This is a genomic window from Commensalibacter communis, from assembly GCF_947179015.1.
GTDB lineage: Bacteria > Pseudomonadota > Alphaproteobacteria > Acetobacterales > Acetobacteraceae > Commensalibacter > Commensalibacter communis.
The window spans coordinates 156854-174704 of the sequence record NZ_CAMXCM010000001.1 but is presented as its reverse complement, the minus strand read 5'-3'; the positions used below and the strand labels follow the sequence as shown (position 1 = coordinate 174704).

The window sequence follows — 17851 nt, the reverse complement described above, 5'->3', positions numbered from 1 at the left end:
ATACATGAAATATAATCCGGTTCGCCTGTCCTAAACGGTTACACTAGCACATAAATAGACTTATAAAATCTATACATACCAGCCCCGCCTCCCGTTCGCAGTTACAAGAACTTTTAAAACAAAGTTACGCACGGTCTTGGACAGGTGTAGGGCAAGATATCTTACCCTATATATGCATTGACTTGTAAAATACAAGCCAATGATAACTCTATATCATATTAACCAGCGTTAACGCTAGCAATATCAATTTCAATCCCAGGACCCATTGTTGAAGAAAGATAAATCTTCTTCATATAAGTTCCTTTTACACCTGTTGGACGTGCTTTTTGCACTGCATCAACAAATGCACGGATATTTTCTACAAGGTTAGTTGCAGTAAAAGATGCTTTACCAATACCAGCATGCACAACACCACCTTTTTCAGCGCGATATTCTACTTGTCCAGATTTAGCCGCACTGACTGCACCCTTAACATCCATTGTCACGGTTCCCAATTTAGGGTTTGGCATTAATCCACGTGGACCAAGCACCTTACCTAAACGACCAACCAATGCCATCATGTCAGGGGTTGCAATACAACGGTCAAAATCAATTTGACCAGCTTGAATTTTTTCAGCTAGATCTTCATCACCAACAACATCAGCGCCTGCTGCTCTTGCTTCTTCAGCTTTATCGCCACGAGCAAACACACCAACGCGTAATGTTTTACCTGTTCCATGAGGAAGGGACATTAAGCCACGAACCATTTGATCTGCATAACGAGGATCTACACCCAAGTTAATCGCAATTTCAATGGTTTCGTCAAATTTAGCTTTAGCATTACCAACAACAAGAGCAATCGCTTCTTGTAGAGAATAAACTTTATGACGTTCTAAAGTAGCATGAGCCGCAGCAAGACGTTTATTTTTAGCCATGTCTTAAGACTCCTCTACTTTCAAGCCCATTGAACGTGCTGAACCAACCAACATACGAACTGCGCCATCGACATCGTTCGCATTCATGTCTTTCATTTTTTCAGCAGCAATTTCACGCAATTGGCTCATTTTGACTGTACCAACAGTCGCACCTTTACCGATAACTTGAGCGCCTTTTGATACTTTAGCAGCTTTTAACAAGAAATAAGTATTCGGTGGTGTTTTTGTAATAAAGCTAAATGTGCGGTCCGCATAAGCAGTAATCACAACAGGAATTGGCATTCCCGGTTCAAGATTTTGAGTCGCAGCATTGAACTCTTTACAGAATTGCATAATATTCAAACCACGTTGACCCAATGCTGGACCAACTGGTGGGGATGGATTCGCCTTCCCCGCAGGAATTTGTAATTTAATGTAGCCAACAATCTTTTTGGCCATATCCGGGTCTCCTTAATAAATTCTACCCAGACCGCGGTTCACACGAAAACCATAAGGAAATACTTAATTACCTTACAGTTCATCTCCCGCGTTCCGATGAGAACTTACCTCTTAACTATTTATTGAAAGATTTGTCAAGAATTTTATTGAAAATATTCTCTTAAATTAATCCGACACCACCTATATACAAATATTTTGTTACCACTTTTTTGTATCTCATAAAACATAAGCGAACATCATCATTTAAACTGTCTGATACTACAAACATCAGACCGTCAATAAAGTGTTAACTCTGCATATTTAAATATAAGGCCATAATAGACCTGGAATAAGATATTTAGAAATATGATCACGTACTGATGGTGGCAAAGCATACATCACGCGTAAAAACTGATCTTCTGAAAGATTAGGAGTATTTGCAATCCACTCTATAATCGTATCTACGCTTGACACGTCAAACACATTAAACGGAAGACTGTCATCGATGAAGTCACTCCCCTCACCAACATACTCCAATGTCACTTTTTCATTATCGTTACAAATTAAACGATCAGAATACAAGTCACCACACGACCCGTTAGGTGGCATGAAACAGGTGTAATAATAAACATCCCCAGCTAAGGTAAGCAACCCCTTTTTGCCATCATCCAACGCATCAATACGGAAGAACAATTTATTATACAAAGGCACCCCTTCTCTAGTTCTAAGATAAGGAACGTCATCATCTTGCATTTCTAATGTAATAGTTATTATGTTTGGCAATGAAGGGTATATGAGCCCCAAAAGTATTTTATAATTATTTTGATTAATACTCTCTTCTGTGGCATGTACAACGAGTTTACTAGATGGATCGTAACAAAGAAATGTATCAAAATGGGATTTAACTCGGTAAACCGCGGGCGTTTCAGAATATCCAATATTGTTACCAACTATATTTTGAGACGTATATGGTGAGCTACCTAATTTTTGAATAGCATCCTTCAACATCGCTTTATGAATCATTATTAAGTTGTCATTCATTTTTGGAACAAAACGCAATGGTTCTGTATCTTTGATGTCTGAACATGCGAAGCGCTTCCAATATCCCGCGTTGTCTGGGCGTTTTTTTACACGATCAACAAAGTGTTCCATACTTCTACAAATATAATGCATTACAAATGCATCTGACCATTCAATTTCTTGAGTTGCACCAGGATTTTTAACTTTACCCCCATGAGGTCTTACATAACGATCAGCATCAATATCGTAGAACCAATGTGGATCATGATAATTGCCTTTTAATTTTTCTGGGCGTAAAAAAGTTTTAATAAGTTGATTATCACCTAGATTTGTAGTCGAATGCTCCACAAATGATTCTACAATAGTAAGCTTAGGTCTAACGACTTTATTAGAATGTCCGTAAATTTTCCAAGAAAAGGCAACAGCATCAGCATGATCAAATCGGTAAAAAAATTCAGGTAACGTATCGAAATGCTTGATGTAGATGTATTCATCTCCATCTAAAAAACCTAACCAATCATATTCACCCTTACACTCTTCGACAGCTTGAAGAAAACTTTTTTTCTGGCGCCAATAAAAATTAGTTTCATTTAAAGGGTCTGTACGAAAAAGACGAATATCAAAACATTTAGCCGCAGCTTGTAATACTTCCCACGTTCCGTCGGTCGAGTGGTCATCAAAAACAAATAATGTTTTAACTCCAAGAGCAAAATGCCAAGCAATCCAACCCTTGATATCAGAGAATTCATTTTTTACAAATAAGACAATAGCAACCGTAGGGACAGTCTTTTCCATTTTTATATTCACTTTAACTTTAGAGCTATAAAGGTTATTATTTAGGTGAATTTATACAATACTAAAATGTTGCTAGCAATGAATTTATTGAACTCTCCATATTTCGAGTTTATTCTTTGCCCACACTATTCCCTAAATGACTATACTGAAACACACCTACTGATTCTAACTTTTTCTGTGGCAGTTCGTTTGCATCCCATCCCCCACCTAAAGCGGTGATCAGATTGACAGAAGCTTGCATTAACCTGGTTTTACTTTCCACCTCTGCTATCTGGGCGGTTAAGGCTGCTGTTTGTGCAGTAACAACATCTAAATAATTTGTTAAGCCACCCGTATACAAAGACATTGCCATCCCTTGTGTTCGCAATGCTGCTTCTGACGCTGCTTTATTCTCTCTAAATTTTTTTGACATTTTTTGGGTCAACGTCAAATTATCAGCAACCTCTTTAAAGCCATTTAATACAACTGAACGATAATTGTCTCTGGTTTGTCGATATTGAGACCAATTCCTTTGTAACGTTGCTCTGCGTAACCCGCCTTGAAATAGAGGAAGGGCAGCCTTAACTGCCGCTGACCACATACTGTTCGGCAATGTGGCTAAACCAAAACCACTATCTTCAAATCCACTTAAAGCATTAATGGTAATATCTGGGTAAAAAGCTGCTTTTGATACCCCAATAGCACGATTAGCCGCTGCCATTTGACGTTCAGCGCTGGCAATATCAGGGCGACGTTGTAACAAGGCAGAAGGAACCCCCAAAGGCACATTGGGAATATTCATCGCCTCATTCGATTTTATAGGTTCAACATGAAAACCCATGGGAACTTGATTGACCAATACCGCAATTGCATGTTCTGTAATATCACGTTGAGCCTGAATTTCTGTCTGTTGTGCCTTGGTCATTTCAAGTTGATTTTCAGCTCTGGATACGTCAATGCCCGCAGCAATTGCCCCCATTTGACGCATACGTGTCACATCAACAGCGGCTTCAAAATATTTAATTGACTCTTTTAACACTTCATTTTGCGCATCATATCCACGTAAAATCATATAGTTTCGGGCTAATTCGGCTTGTAAACTCAACTTAGCCGCTTCATAGTCAGCAGCACTCACTTGTGCTAGACTGCGCTGCATTTTAATCTGATTACGAATCCTGCCCCACAAATCAACCTCCCACATTGCAGAGGCTTGATATTGGGCATTATTCTCTGTAATAGGTCCATTGCTTGTCGAGCTACGAAACAGACGATTATGAGACTGTTTATACCGTCCTCCACCAGCCGAGAGCGTTAAATTGGGATAGAGCTGAGATTTGACTTCGCTTAACAACGCACGACTTTGCATAAAAGTCTCTGCGGCAGCCTTTAGATCAGGGTTATTTTTATTCAGCTGGTCTTCTAATTGATTTAAAGTTGGATCATTAAATACAGTCCACCATGTCCCTTTTGGGATTTCATCTAAGGGTTGAGCAACATGAAACGGCGCCGTCCCTTGCCATGTATCAGGCAAAGCATATTGAGGTCGTTTATATTCAGGGGCTAAATCACATGCGCTTAACATCAACAAACCCGAAACTAAACATATCCCTATTCGAGTGTGCTGTAATCTAAAGTTATTCAACATTATTGTTGTACCTCGACAGGTTGTGCAGCATTTTTCTTGAGCGATTCATTTTCATGTTTAGGAGTTATTTGCTCTGTATTTTGAAAATCATCATTATACCCAGGGGTGCTATCCACTAACTTCACCAATTGCCCGTCCATCAATCCAGCCGAAGGATTATTCACAACACGGTCTGTTTTAGTAACCCCTGATAAGATTTGTACAGATTTACCCAAATTATTTCCCAAAGTCACATTGTGCATTCGAACCCGATTATCCGTTCCAATCACAGCAACTTGCATACCTTGCGCTCTAAAAATCAGCGCTTGTTCTGGTAAGATTAATATATTAGGATCTGCAGGGGCGATGAAATGAACATTTACAAAAGTACCCGGCCACAATAAATGAGATGCATTATCAACCGTTAATTCGGTTGTCACTGTTCGGGTCGTTGTATTAAATGCCCGCGCAGACGTTAAATAATCTGCTTTAAAAATTTTCCCAGGATATTGAATAGCTGTCAATTCCGCTTTAACACCAGACTTTAAAATAGAGGCATAATCTTGTGGCACATCGACAAATACACGTAATCGATGAATGTCCGCCACGGTAAATAATTCCGTAGCTTTTCCTGAACGACTCAGATCACCATTATCATTCACAAAATCCCCAACATCCGTTAAACGAGAGGTTACCACACCATCAAAAGGGGCACGAATACTTCTAAACGCTTGTAAAGCCGCATAACGATCAACATCATGTTTTGCAGCATCAACCAAAGCATCTTGCACTTTCGCATTTGCTGCCTGCACGTCTACTTCTTGTTGTGAAACAGCTTTTGTTCCAGAAAGTGCTTTCCATCGTTGTGCTGTAACTTTGGCTAGCTGATATTTTGTTTGAGCCACTTTTAAATTGGCTCTAGCTGCTTCATACTCAGCATCTAAACCTGGGGTGTCAATGGTTGCTAATATATCCCCAGCTTTAACGTCAGCACCAAAATCTTTATACCATTGCTTAACATAGCCAGAGACTTGAGCATAAATAGGAGCCTGATACCAAGCCGTTACATTTCCTGGCAAGGTCAGGTTACGGACTGTGGGACCCGTTTGTGGATTAATATATTGCACTCTTGGTATAGATGAATCTTTAGCTTCCTTGACCAACACGTGAACATGATGCTGGCGTTGAACTATTTCTATTCCAGTGTAAATGACTGCACCGACCGCAATAAATGCAAAAACTGCTTTTGTTTTTTTTGAAAATCCAGACATTAAACAGCTTCCTTTTTCTGGCGATAATAAACAAGTGCAAAAACACAAGGAACAAAGAGTAAAGTTGCTGAGGTTGCAACGCTTAATCCACCCATCACTGCTCTACCCAGAGGGGCGTTTTGAGTATTGCTGAGTGACATTGGTAACATCCCAATAATCATTGCCGAAGCCGTCATTAAAACAGGTCGAATACGTCCATACCCTGCTTCCACTGCTGCTAAAACAGCATTTCCATGCACAGCTAAACGTTCCCTTGCAAATGAAACGACTAAAATAGAATTTGCCGTAGCTGTACCCATACACATAATCGCCCCCGTTAATGCAGGTACAGATATAGAACTATGGGTTATAAATAAACTCCAAGCAATTCCAGCTAATGCACCAGGCAATGCCGTGATAATCACAAATGGATCCAACCAAGACTGGAAATTAACAACAATAATCAGATAAACCAATAAAATTGACATGGCTAAGCCACCGATCAATTGAGAATATGCATTGTACATGGTTGTTGATTGCCCTCGGATCGCAATCGTGGATCCTCTGGGCAATTGAGAATTAAGATCGTGAACAACTTTATTTACATCCGCTGATACGGCACCCAAATCTCGACCATCATTGCTGGCATAAATCTCGAAAACAGGCATAATATTATAATGAGAAACCTCTCCACCCGTTCCAGTTTGTGAAATGTGACTTAAAGACCCCAACATTTGTGTTTTGGTTTTCCCACTGGCGCCCTCTGGCCCATTGACAGGAATGGTTTCCAAATCATTCATCGTTTGTAGTTCTGCTTGCGGTGTTTGGATATTGACCAAATGGGAAACACCAGTTTTAGGATCAAGCCAATAAGTCGGAGCCGTCTGACCACTGCCTGACAATGTTGCCAACGCATTATTAGCAATATCAGCCTCTGTTAATCCTGTGCTGAGGGCAAATGTTCTGCGTGTATTTATCATTAACGTTGGAGTAGTCACTGTTTGTTGCACCCGAACATCAGCAATCCCAGGAATATTTTTTAATTTAGAAGCCACAAATTTAGCATATTCATAATTTGCAGATAGATTACGTCCGACAATTTGAACATTAATTGGTGCGGGCAAGCCAAAATTCAGAATCTTGGCCGTCATATCCCCTGGCATAAATGCAAAATCCGTCCCAGGAAATTTATCCCTTAATCCTTGACGTAATATTTTACGATATTCTGTAATCGGAGATTCAGAGTTATTCAAAGAAATTGTTAAATCACAATCTTGCGACCCAATAGTAGGCGTGGGAATAAAAGCCTGATTAAGACTACTGAATGGTAGTCCACAATTATTGACAATGCCTTTGACCTGGCCAGGTAACAATTTCTCTATTTCTTCATTAACTAAATACGAGATTTTACCTGTTTCTTCAATCCGCGTCCCTAAAGGCGCGCGCATATGCAAATCCAGTTCCCCTGATTTAATTTCAGGGAAAAAATCCTGCCCACAAAAATATAATAATCCCATCGAAGCAACTGAAAAAACCATAAAACCAGCGATGAATCTTTTTCGGATAGATAATAAATGCTCTAATAATGCCTTATAATTTGTTCTAAAACGCTCAAAACCTGCGTCAAAACGATTTAAAAACTTTTGAAGTTTTGAAATCTTTCGATTAGGATTTTCATGCTCTCTGATCTGACCTGGCAAAAGATAATAAGCCATCGTGGGAACCAAGGTTCTGGATAAAATAAAAGAAGCGATCATCGCAAAAATAATAGCTTCTGCCATTGGCATAAATAACCATCCACCTACGCCAGTCAACTCAAATAACGGAAACCACACAATACAAATGCAAAGTGTAGAGACAAAGGTTGGAATAACAATTTGATTGGCCGCATCCACAATTGCGTCATAGAGATTTTTTCCCATCTCTAAATGCGTATCAATATTTTCAATCATCACCGTAGCATCATCAACCAAGATACCCACTGCTAACGCCAGCCCCCCAAGGGTCATAACATTAATGGTTTGCCCTGCTAAATCCAATCCAATCAACGCCGTTAAAATAGCCAAAGGAATTGACGTGGCAATAATTAACGTGGATCGCCATGAACCCAGAAATAAAATGACCACTATGCTGGTCAATAAAGCAGCAATAACCATTTCATGGACAACGTCTTCCACGGACTCTTTTACAAAAGTCGAAGCGTCTGAGATAATGTCAATATTAACCCCTGGTGGCAGTGTTTTTTGCACTTGAGGTAATAATTTTTTTATCCCAGATACAACATTCAATGTTGATACATCACCTGATTTCATTACCACCATCAAAATGGCTTTGTGCCCTTTTACCAGCACTAAATTTGTTTGTGGTGAACCGCCTCTATGCACCCAAGCAACGTCTTTTAAATAAACAGTCGCATTTCCAACTTGCTTAATAGGAATATTGTTAAATTCTTCTATCGCCCGTGGTGTTGCATTTGTTTGTACCATAAAGTCAACAGCACCAATCTTTTGATCCCCAGCAGGTAAAACAATATTTTGCTGATTGAGCGCGTTTCCAATGTCCGTAGCCGTCAATCCATAAGCTAGTAAGCGTTTTTGATTTAAAGAAACTTGCACATTATTAGCCGTTCCCCCATAGGGTGAAGGCAATGCTGCCCCTGCTACTGAAACCAATGATGGGCGGATAAGGTTAGAGGCCATATCATAAAGCTGAGATCCTGTTATGGTGCTGGAAGAGATTTTTAACATCAATACAGGGACAGAAGACGCATTATATTTTAAAATCAAAGGAGGCGTAATCCCCTTTGGCATTTGTTTTAAAACAGTTTGAGAAACAGATGTGATCTGAGTTTGTGCCTCGGCAATATTTGTTCCCGGCTGGAAAAATATTTTTACAATCCCACGACCATAAAAAGAATTGCTTTCAATATGCTCAATATTATCGACGGTTGACGTGAGGGCTCTTTCGTAATAGTAAGCCACTCGCCCTGACATATCCTCGGGCATTAATCCATTATAATTCCAAACCACAGCGACAACAGGTATTTTAATATCAGGAAAAATATCTGTTGGTGTTTTAAAAATTGATAAAACCCCAAATACAACGATTAAAATTGCTAAGACAACAAAGGTATACGGGCGTTTTAACGCCGTAATAACTATCGCATTCACGTAACTAAATGCTCCATTTCTTTAGTTTTAATAATAAATAATTTTCACAGCAGCTTAAATAACGATGTGCTTAATCATTTAACATGACTACAAATTATAAAGCTCTCATATAACGCTTAATTTATATAATCAGTATGATTTTATATAAATGAATAATCATGCCATAATAAGAATGATTATAAACCATTTAAATATGATACTAGATTAAATGAATTCTTGTTACACAAAAGAAATAACCCATAATATTACAAATTTCTTTTAAATCAAAAAATCATAATTAAGGTCAATAAGTCGAGATTAAGGCAGTATTAAGGCAATTAGATTCACTCTAAAACTCGATATAACTGTATAAAACGTGAAAGCTCTTCATTCAACTTTTGTATTATTATTTCCTTCACTTTTGCAACTGAAATACAATCGTTATTCCCAGGTCGTATTTTATTAAACACTTATCTATAAATAAAATGCTACGGTTTCGTTAATAAAATTTAACTAATAAAACAGCTCTCTTAAAACCCCTGGGGTTAAAATTCGAGCAGGATATAAATCAAAAATTGGTTTTTTAAAGCCACCCTCGATATCAAAAGGAACGGCAACAAACCCGCCCCCTTTTTCTGGACTAAACAATTTACCAACGCCAGGTAAAAAACCAAATAGTTTATTAATTGCGTATACAGGCACGATCGTCCCTCTTAAATTTAAATTGGCTTGATTAAGATCGATATCACCTTGCAACGTGGCCCCTAGCTCTGCGTTATGCACTAACCCATCGGTAACATTTAAAATTCCATCACCTAATGATAAATTAGTTTGAATAGTATCCAAAATAATTTCCTTGTTTTTTCGTTTCTTAAACAAACCGTAAATTGACGCATCGCTTAATCGGCGCATAGCAAGCGGGGCATTTTCTAACGTCACATTTTTGATCTTAACCCGACCAGTAAAAGGTGCAGAAGGTTTAGCATCATCAAATTGCCCTTTAAAAACAACCGTTCCTCCTTTTAATTGTGTTGAAACGCCCACCGTTTCTAAAATCTGACCAAAATCTTGAGCCTCTAAATGAAAATATCGATATTGATCTTTGGGGAATAATGAGGCTGTCAATACAAAAGGTTTGCGCATCCCATAAGATAAACGCATCAAGCGCACCCCATTATACTCCATATACGTTGTCACGTTGCTTAGGAATTGATCTTTGCGATAAAAAATCTTTTGCGCTTGTATATTCACAACCCACTTGCGTCCTCTTGGCCCTGAGTATCGACCTGTTGCAGCAATCGGAAGTTGATATTGATCTTTCGCTTTCGTGGTTTTACTTTTTTTCTTATCTTGCCCCACATATTTGTGAACAAAAGGTGCGATATCCAAAGCATCCGCTTTTACAGAAAGACGTATATCGCCCTTTTGTGGATTGTTCATCGCTTCTTTGGTCATGGGAATATTTAAGCTGGCTTGGCCAATTGAACGACCAATTTGGAAAGACGTAATATTTAACTGTTGAGGGGTATGATTAATAACATCAATATTAGCATCTAATGAAAGATCTTTTCCTTGCGCATATAAATTATTAATACCAATTAATTTTCCTTGATCTAGTGCTATTTCGCCAGCAAGTATGGCTGGTTGCCCAATATTTTTTGTCCATATCGGCAATTGAACACCTGCATTAAGCAAATCAAATCGTAATTTTACAGTTGCTTGACCATTATGCAATTTCTGATACCCAACATATAAAGGGATCTCTCCTATAAAATCGCCCGATGTATCGACCTTCATTTTTTTAAAACGATCAGGGGTAATATCCAATTTTGCCTGAGCGATCTCTGTAATACTTTGCTCACTCTTATGCGAGAATTTTTGCATATAGTTTAAGGTTACAGGAAAAACAGAGAATATCCCCTTGCCTGTTAACTCCAAATGGTCGGTATCTACGTTGATCGTCAATGACCCATTTTTAAAATCTCTGTCCAAAGCGACATTATCTAAATACGCATTGCGAATTTCATTATGACCTTGAATAGAAATTTGCTCTATTTTGACTTTCTTTTTCAAAGGAAGTTTGACTTTTAACGTCGTTTTGACATCTCCACTGGGATGCTTAAAAGGCAAAGGATGTCGGGATAATAAGCGTAATCTAGGTTCGTATAAAAGCGCAATAATATCTTGTAATTTTCCTTGGATATCAGTTGAAATTATCCCTGTTTCTTGATGATTATCAAGCCCAGTAATCCACATATCTCCTTTGGGCACTGATAATTTGTGATATTGATCTGTTGGTGTATTATTAGGATATACAACCTGATACCCATCCCAAAGCTTGATATAGATACGACTAGGATCCACAAAGCGTAGGCTCGCTTTCATATCTTTTAACGGTGGGGCTGGACGCAGCCAATGGATTTCCGCATGATCGGCTTCTTTAATACCACCGCCCAGATGCACTAAATCCAAATGTTCCCAGCCTTTTTGGCTGGATAATCCAGCTTCAATATTAAATCCGTGCACTTGCCCAGATGTGATATTCTCTGTTACCCACGCATGTGCACCTTTGGCAACCATTGCAGGCCAGTAATCTTTGATCGTTGCAAAATCTAACGTTGAACTATTCGCCGAGAAATTTACTCTAACTTCTTTAGTCTTAATTAAGCTTGATAAAAACAAAGATCCAGTAAATTGGAATAATGGCCCACTTTGATCCTGATCCAATGCCTTGGGAGAGCGTAATTGCAAAGCCATCTTGTCAATTGTCACATGAGCTGGTTTATACAAATCTGTTGAAAAATTAGCACGAATATGCGCATCAAGCGATGATGGATATAAATCTTGCCCCTTAACCCCAACTTTGCCTTTACCGGTTTTAATAGTTAAAGACATTTCATAAGGTTCTATAACAGATTGATTTTGTTCTGATTTTAAGCCAATATCTGCCATAAGTGAAATGGGAAGATTAACTTGTGCTAATTCTTTTAACGCTGGATTGATTTGTGCAAAATCAGCAGGATTGAACCCATCCATCTGCACATGCCATTTTAGTAAACCTGTGTTATTAAGCATCTGACGTGCTATTTCGATATTCTCATCGGCACCACTTTGTGCACTCAGATTAATCACATGACCATCAACATCAAGCTGCGCCATTACATGCCCAACAACGCCCAACGTATTTTGAATATAAAATGGTGAAATATTCATATCAATTTGTTTTAATTGAATGACTTTATTATTCACTTCATCCATTAATTTAACATGGCTATTACGAATAGTAATGTCATGCAGGTATTTTAGATTAAAATGAAACTTAGACTTAGAAGAGCTCTTTTTTTGATCGACTAGATCTAGTTGAATACTTTGATCCGTTGTTCTTTTAAACCGTAACTCTGCCCCAACCACATTCAAGGACAAAGGCTGTATCTCACGATGAAATAAAGGGGCAACTGCCAAGCCGAGCTTTGCATATTGGATACTTCCCTGCACATGTTCTTGATAATCCAAAATCTCAGCTTTTTGAATTTCTATTTGCAAAGGCGCTGAGAAACCTAGTTTCCATACAGGCCACGCAACAACAAGCTTCTGAAAATTCAACGTTCCTGCTGGGTGGTGTTTGTTCGTCCCTTTGATAATAGGTATAGGTAACCAAGATTTTACAAAAGGCGTAATATTCACCGGCTCTAAAGTAAGATAAATACCACCAGTCACCACAATAGCGCTTAAAAAAATTACTACTCCAAGAATAAGGAATAGAAAGTTTTTTAACCATCGTATAAGATATTTTTGTGTCGTTATCGTCTGTGGTTCTTGGTCTGTATTCGATTGCATACTTTATATAACTACTCATCAATGGATTAGGAATTACAAGGATCATTGATATGCCTGCACCCCATTCTACCTCAATTCCGTGGTTTCATCAAAACTGGCCTAAACCAGCAAATCAACAATCCGCTGATTTATTTCACGAAGACCTTGTGAAATTATGGATACAGTATGAAAAAGATCCCTCTTTTTTAGATCAAGAAATAATCGTTAGTCTTATTCATTCTATTGGTGGTAACAGCCCTTATTTATCACATTTAATTTTACAAAATATCCATTTTTTTGAATTCCTATTACAAAATGATCCTGATCTTGCCTGTAAAATAACCTTTGATACGCTACATCAATTTTCAGCACAAGAATCTCGTCAAGCAGTCGCCAAAATAATACGCGTCACTAAACAAAAAATTGCATTAAGTTGCGCTCTGGCAGATATTGGAAATGTGTGGTCATTACAACAAATCACTTTAACGCTCAGCACACTTGCAGAAACAACATTAAATCTTGCTATTAATCATCTTTTACTCCATGCACACCAAAATAAAAAATTAAATTTACACAATCCAAACACCCCTGAAAAAAATTGTGGATTTATTGTCCTTGGAATGGGAAAGCTTGGGGCAAAAGAATTAAATTATTCCTCTGATATTGATCTGATTATTTTATACGATCCTGACACTTATCCAGATAATGATGACTTAAATACGGTTTTTGTGAGACTGACACGTCAACTCGTTTCTTTAATGGAAGAGCGCGACGAAAATGGCTATGTATTCCGAACTGATTTGCGGTTACGTCCAGACCCCTCTTCTTCTCCTTTGGCTGTTTCTTTACCAGCAGCAATTACTTATTACGAAAGTTTAGGTCAAACATGGGAACGCACTGCAATGAGCAAAGCCAGACCGATTGCAGGGGACATTCCAGCTGGTTATACTTTCTTAGAAGCCATTCGCCCGTTCATTTGGCGCAGACATCTCGACTTCACCGTGATTGACGATATTCACGCAATGAAAAAAAGAATAGATCAACATAAAAAAACTGGCAAACAAAATTTATCAAAACTTCCCCCCAATATATCAGATCAAGACGCCCTAAATTGGCTGGTTGGTCAAAACATTAAATTAGGGCACGGCGGGATCAGAGAGATCGAATTTTGTCCTCAAACCATGCAATTGGTTTGGGGCGGGCGTTTTCCAGAATTACAAGATTCCACAACCGTTGGTGGCTTAACAAAACTGACCGACAAAGACTTACTGACCGCATCTCAAACACAAAAACTCATCGAAGCATATTCTTTATTGCGTAAGACTGAACATCGTTTGCAAATGCAAAATGATTATCAAACCCATTCTTTACCCAATAGTCTTGAGGAACTTGAACAATTTTCTATTTTCATGGGATATGAAACACCTCAGAAATTTGCTCATGATCTATTTCCGTTGATGCAATTTGTCAGACAAACCTTTGAAGGATTATTTGCCACCCCTGAAAATGATGAGCAATATATTCTAGATATGCCAACCGAAGAGCTGAAGGAATATTTAAACCAAAAAGGATTTCCTGTCGAAGCTGCCACCATTTTACAATCATGGAATGATAGTGGTCCCAGAGCATTAAGAACGGCCAAGGCGAGAACTATTCTAACCAATCTACTCCCTAAGTTACTAGATGCATTTGCCAACCAACGCAATCCGTTATTGGTTTTACAACGATTTGACACTATTCTGGCACGCCACCGTGCGGGTATTCAACTTTTATCCCTATTCGAACGCAATCCCGCATTAATCAAACGATTGTCAGCCGTTATTGGAACATCCCACTTTATTGCTGAACATATCGCCAGCAATCCAGCCGCTATTGATGCACTCTTAGAAACAAATATGGTGAAAAACCGATTTGATTTACAAAAAACGATTCGAAATTACCTTAAAAATGCCGAATATTATATGGATGTTATTCCTGCGTTACATAGTTTAGTACATAGTGAAGAATTTCGATTATCCGTAGCACATCTAGATAATCAACTTAGCCTTAATAAAGCCCAGATTTTACGCACCTCCATGGCCAATAGCATCATGAAATCGTTGCTTGAGCAAGTTACCAAAGAGCACAAAAAGAAATATGGAATAATCCCCAATGGGGGGATTTGTATTGTTGTTTTGGGAAAAGCTGGCTCTTGGGAAATGACTGCTGGTTCTGATCTCGATTTAATGTTGATTTTTGATCATCCACCAGAAATTTACGAAAGTGTATGTAACACTACGCACCAAAACAATTCAACGCAGCGCTCGCTCTCGACCAATAACTATTACATACGACTCACACAGAATTTTATCTCTGCCATCACCAATGCTGGTTCAGCGGGCTCATTATATGAAGTTGATATGCGTTTACGCCCCTCTGGCAGCAAGGGTCCCGTTGCGGTTTCTCTGACTTCTTTTAAGCGATACCACAAAGAAGAAGCCTGGACATGGGAAAGAATGGCATTGACAAGAGCCAGAGTTATTGGTGGTCCATTAAAATTACAAAAAAAGATAACCAAGACTATTCAACACGCATTATTAAATGCACCTCATAACCTCAGCAATAAAAAAGTGCTAAGAGATACCGCTGATATGAGAGCACGTTTGTTAAGAGATGCCCCGCCCAGCAGTCCTTGGGATGTTAAACACCTTACTGGAGGATTAATGGAAGTTGAATTCATTGCTCAAACGCTGCAATTAATTGCCAAAAATCCAAGTATTTTTCATCCATGCACCCGTATTGCTTTACGAAATTTAGCCAAGCATAATGTTTTAGACGCTAAAGATGCGAAAATATTAATTCAGGCTGATTGTTTCTGGAGAAATCTACAAAGTCTACTAAGAATTTTCTTTGGCAAATTACCACCAAAAGAGATTACCACAGATCTGACACCTGCAATTATCGAAGTAATGTCCAGAGACCTTTTGGGAACAGCGACTCAAGATATTCAAGCCATTACGAAAATTCAAGAAAAAGCAGAAATGATTGGTAAACAGGTCAGAACTATTTTTATAAAATATATTGGCTCTCTTACATAAACTGATATGCTGTATTTATTCTATTTCTTTAAATCATAAAGGTATGTGCAATGACAACATTAACCGAAGGTGCCAAAGCACCGAACTTTGAAATGCAAACACAACTAGATAAATCGATTTCCTTATCTGAGTTAAAAGGGAAGAAATTTATTCTTTATTTTTATCCAAAAGCAGATACTTCTGGTTGCACCAAAGAGGCTTGTGCGTTCGAGGAAAACCTTTCTACTTTGAACAAAATTAATATTCCAGTGATTGGCGTTTCAAGAGACCCCGTTAAAAAATTAAAAGCATTTGCAGATAAATATAATCTGACCTTTCCTCTGGCTTCTGATGAAGAAGGACATGTGACAGAAGCCTATGGCGTTTGGGTTGAAAAATCGATGTATGGCCGTAAATATATGGGCATTGAACGGGCTACATTTTTAATCGATGAACAAGGTACAATTGTTAAAATTTGGCCAAAAGTAAAAGTTACTGGTCATGTTGAGGATGTCTTAAAAACCATCCAAGAACTTGACCAGTAAGCCTATTTTACTGCGCTGGTGCCAATTCTGTTAAATTAGATGGCACCTGAAATAGTTTTGCATCTTGTGGGGCATAATTCACTTTTAACGCCACCACTAACGGAATATTATTTCGTACGACACGTAACATCACCCCATCATCTGTATAACAAATGTCATTAGGATTGCCTTCGCTATCAACGATTTGCCATTCATTACAATGTTGACCTGCAACGGTGGCTTCACCAACCTTCATATAATCTCCAGCAGGCCTTTGCCCAGGGGCTAAAGTTGAGTCTCCAGGTGCAGGCATTGTTGTTTTTTTCTTTAATTCTGGATTTAACACAACCAATTGCTGCTTTTTATAATCGGTAATCATGTATGTATCGACACCTTGAGAATCAATACGTTGTTTCCATTCCCCTACAGACCAACGCATTCTTTGATGGAATGGTGGTAAACCAGGCATTGCTCCAGCAATTGCATAAACAACATCCACATCATGTTGAGGGGTAATAAAAGGATTTTGATCCGCATCAACTTTTAATCCTTTTGACTCATCAGCTGCTTTTGCTTTCATCGGAATCAAGGGTTGAGCTACACTATTCGGTGCGATTAAAGTTGGTGTATCCCCTTTATGCTGAGGTAGTTTTACAGGCTGGTATCCAACAGGAATTTGAAATGTTGCTTCAGGCAATTTGCTATAATCAACGGATAAAGCAACGGTTTTCCCTTCAACTCCGTCTGCATCAGTACCTTCTTGTTTTAACAAAACCCCATCATCTGTAATACAAACAACTGCCGAACCTTTGGGGCCTTTTACTTTCCAATCTCGACACAAAACGCCTGCAATACGCTCGGTACCTTTCTTTTGAAAAGTCATTTTAGGATCTAAAAATAAACCATATTGATCGGATTTACTGGGAACAACTGCATATACCCTTGATTTATTGGCAATCACGGTCGCCGTTTTTTTTGCAGAATCAACAATGACAATTCCCATATTGTCAGGACCATCAACACGTAATCTGTTACCATCACCAGAAAAAATAATCTTTCTGCTTTGCAACAAAGACGAATTTTCTGGTTTGACGGCATAAAGAACGGTCACATCGCGTTTGGGCATAAATAAAGGCTTTTCAGAACTGACATCTTGAGCCCACGCCCCAGAAATCATCACGAAAGAACCCAAACCAAACATCACCCCTTTATATAAAGGCAATTGATAATTCTTTTTTAAAAGAGACGACATTCTTTTTTGAACCTTCATTTATTAACTATAATTATTCGATACTATATGCGCAAAC

Annotated in this window: 10 protein-coding genes; 2 read left to right on the top strand and 8 right to left on the bottom strand. The window is 38.5% G+C overall.

The window, feature by feature from the left end; genetic code table 11:
* Positions 1–218 precede the first annotated feature (218 nt).
* The 7 genes from rplA to PQG54_RS00830 all read right to left on the bottom strand — a co-directional run bounded on the left by rplA (position 219) and on the right by PQG54_RS00830 (position 12985).
* A complete protein-coding gene (gene rplA, locus PQG54_RS00860; protein ID WP_271789352.1) occupies positions 219–914 on the bottom strand; it encodes a 50S ribosomal protein L1 in 696 nt (231 codons plus the stop codon).
* Between the two features lie 3 nt (positions 915–917).
* Complete coding sequence (gene rplK, locus PQG54_RS00855; protein WP_271789353.1) at positions 918–1352, bottom strand: 50S ribosomal protein L11; 435 nt, start codon at positions 1350–1352, stop codon at positions 918–920.
* 300 nt (positions 1353–1652) lie between these two features.
* Positions 1653–3146 (bottom strand): glycosyltransferase family 2 protein, encoded by a 1494-nt coding sequence (locus tag PQG54_RS00850; protein ID WP_271789354.1) that lies wholly within the window; start codon positions 3144–3146, stop codon positions 1653–1655.
* Between the two features lie 109 nt (positions 3147–3255).
* Positions 3256–4770: an efflux transporter outer membrane subunit gene (locus PQG54_RS00845; RefSeq protein ID WP_271789355.1), complete on the bottom strand. Its 1515-nt coding sequence runs from the start codon at positions 4768–4770 to the stop codon at positions 3256–3258.
* A complete protein-coding gene (locus tag PQG54_RS00840; protein ID WP_271789356.1) occupies positions 4770–6020 on the bottom strand; it encodes an efflux RND transporter periplasmic adaptor subunit in 1251 nt (416 codons plus the stop codon). Before PQG54_RS00840 ends, PQG54_RS00845 begins: the two co-directional genes overlap by 1 nt.
* The gene (locus tag PQG54_RS00835) at positions 6020–9169 is read right to left on the bottom strand and encodes an efflux RND transporter permease subunit (protein ID WP_271789357.1); all 3150 of its coding nucleotides are present in this window, start codon (positions 9167–9169) and stop codon (positions 6020–6022) included. The genes PQG54_RS00840 and PQG54_RS00835 overlap by 1 nt, the downstream gene beginning before the upstream one ends.
* A 492-nt stretch (positions 9170–9661) precedes the next feature.
* The gene (locus PQG54_RS00830; protein ID WP_271807695.1) at positions 9662–12985 is read right to left on the bottom strand and encodes a YhdP family protein; all 3324 of its coding nucleotides are present in this window, start codon (positions 12983–12985) and stop codon (positions 9662–9664) included.
* Positions 12986–13035: 50 nt separating this feature from the next.
* Between PQG54_RS00830 and PQG54_RS00825 the strand changes: the two genes are divergently transcribed.
* Positions 13036–16041: a bifunctional [glutamine synthetase] adenylyltransferase/[glutamine synthetase]-adenylyl-L-tyrosine phosphorylase gene (locus PQG54_RS00825; protein ID WP_271789359.1), complete on the top strand. Its 3006-nt coding sequence runs from the start codon at positions 13036–13038 to the stop codon at positions 16039–16041.
* Between the two features lie 50 nt (positions 16042–16091).
* Positions 16092–16565 carry a thioredoxin-dependent thiol peroxidase gene (gene bcp / locus PQG54_RS00820; RefSeq protein WP_271789360.1) on the top strand — a complete coding sequence of 158 codons (474 nt, stop codon included), beginning with the start codon at positions 16092–16094 and terminating at the stop codon, positions 16563–16565.
* A 7-nt stretch (positions 16566–16572) separates the two neighbouring features.
* Here the strand turns inward: bcp and PQG54_RS00815 are convergent, their stop codons facing one another.
* Positions 16573–17796 (bottom strand): DUF4412 domain-containing protein, encoded by a 1224-nt coding sequence (locus PQG54_RS00815; protein ID WP_271789361.1) that lies wholly within the window; start codon positions 17794–17796, stop codon positions 16573–16575.
* Between the last annotated feature and the right edge of the window lie 55 nt (positions 17797–17851).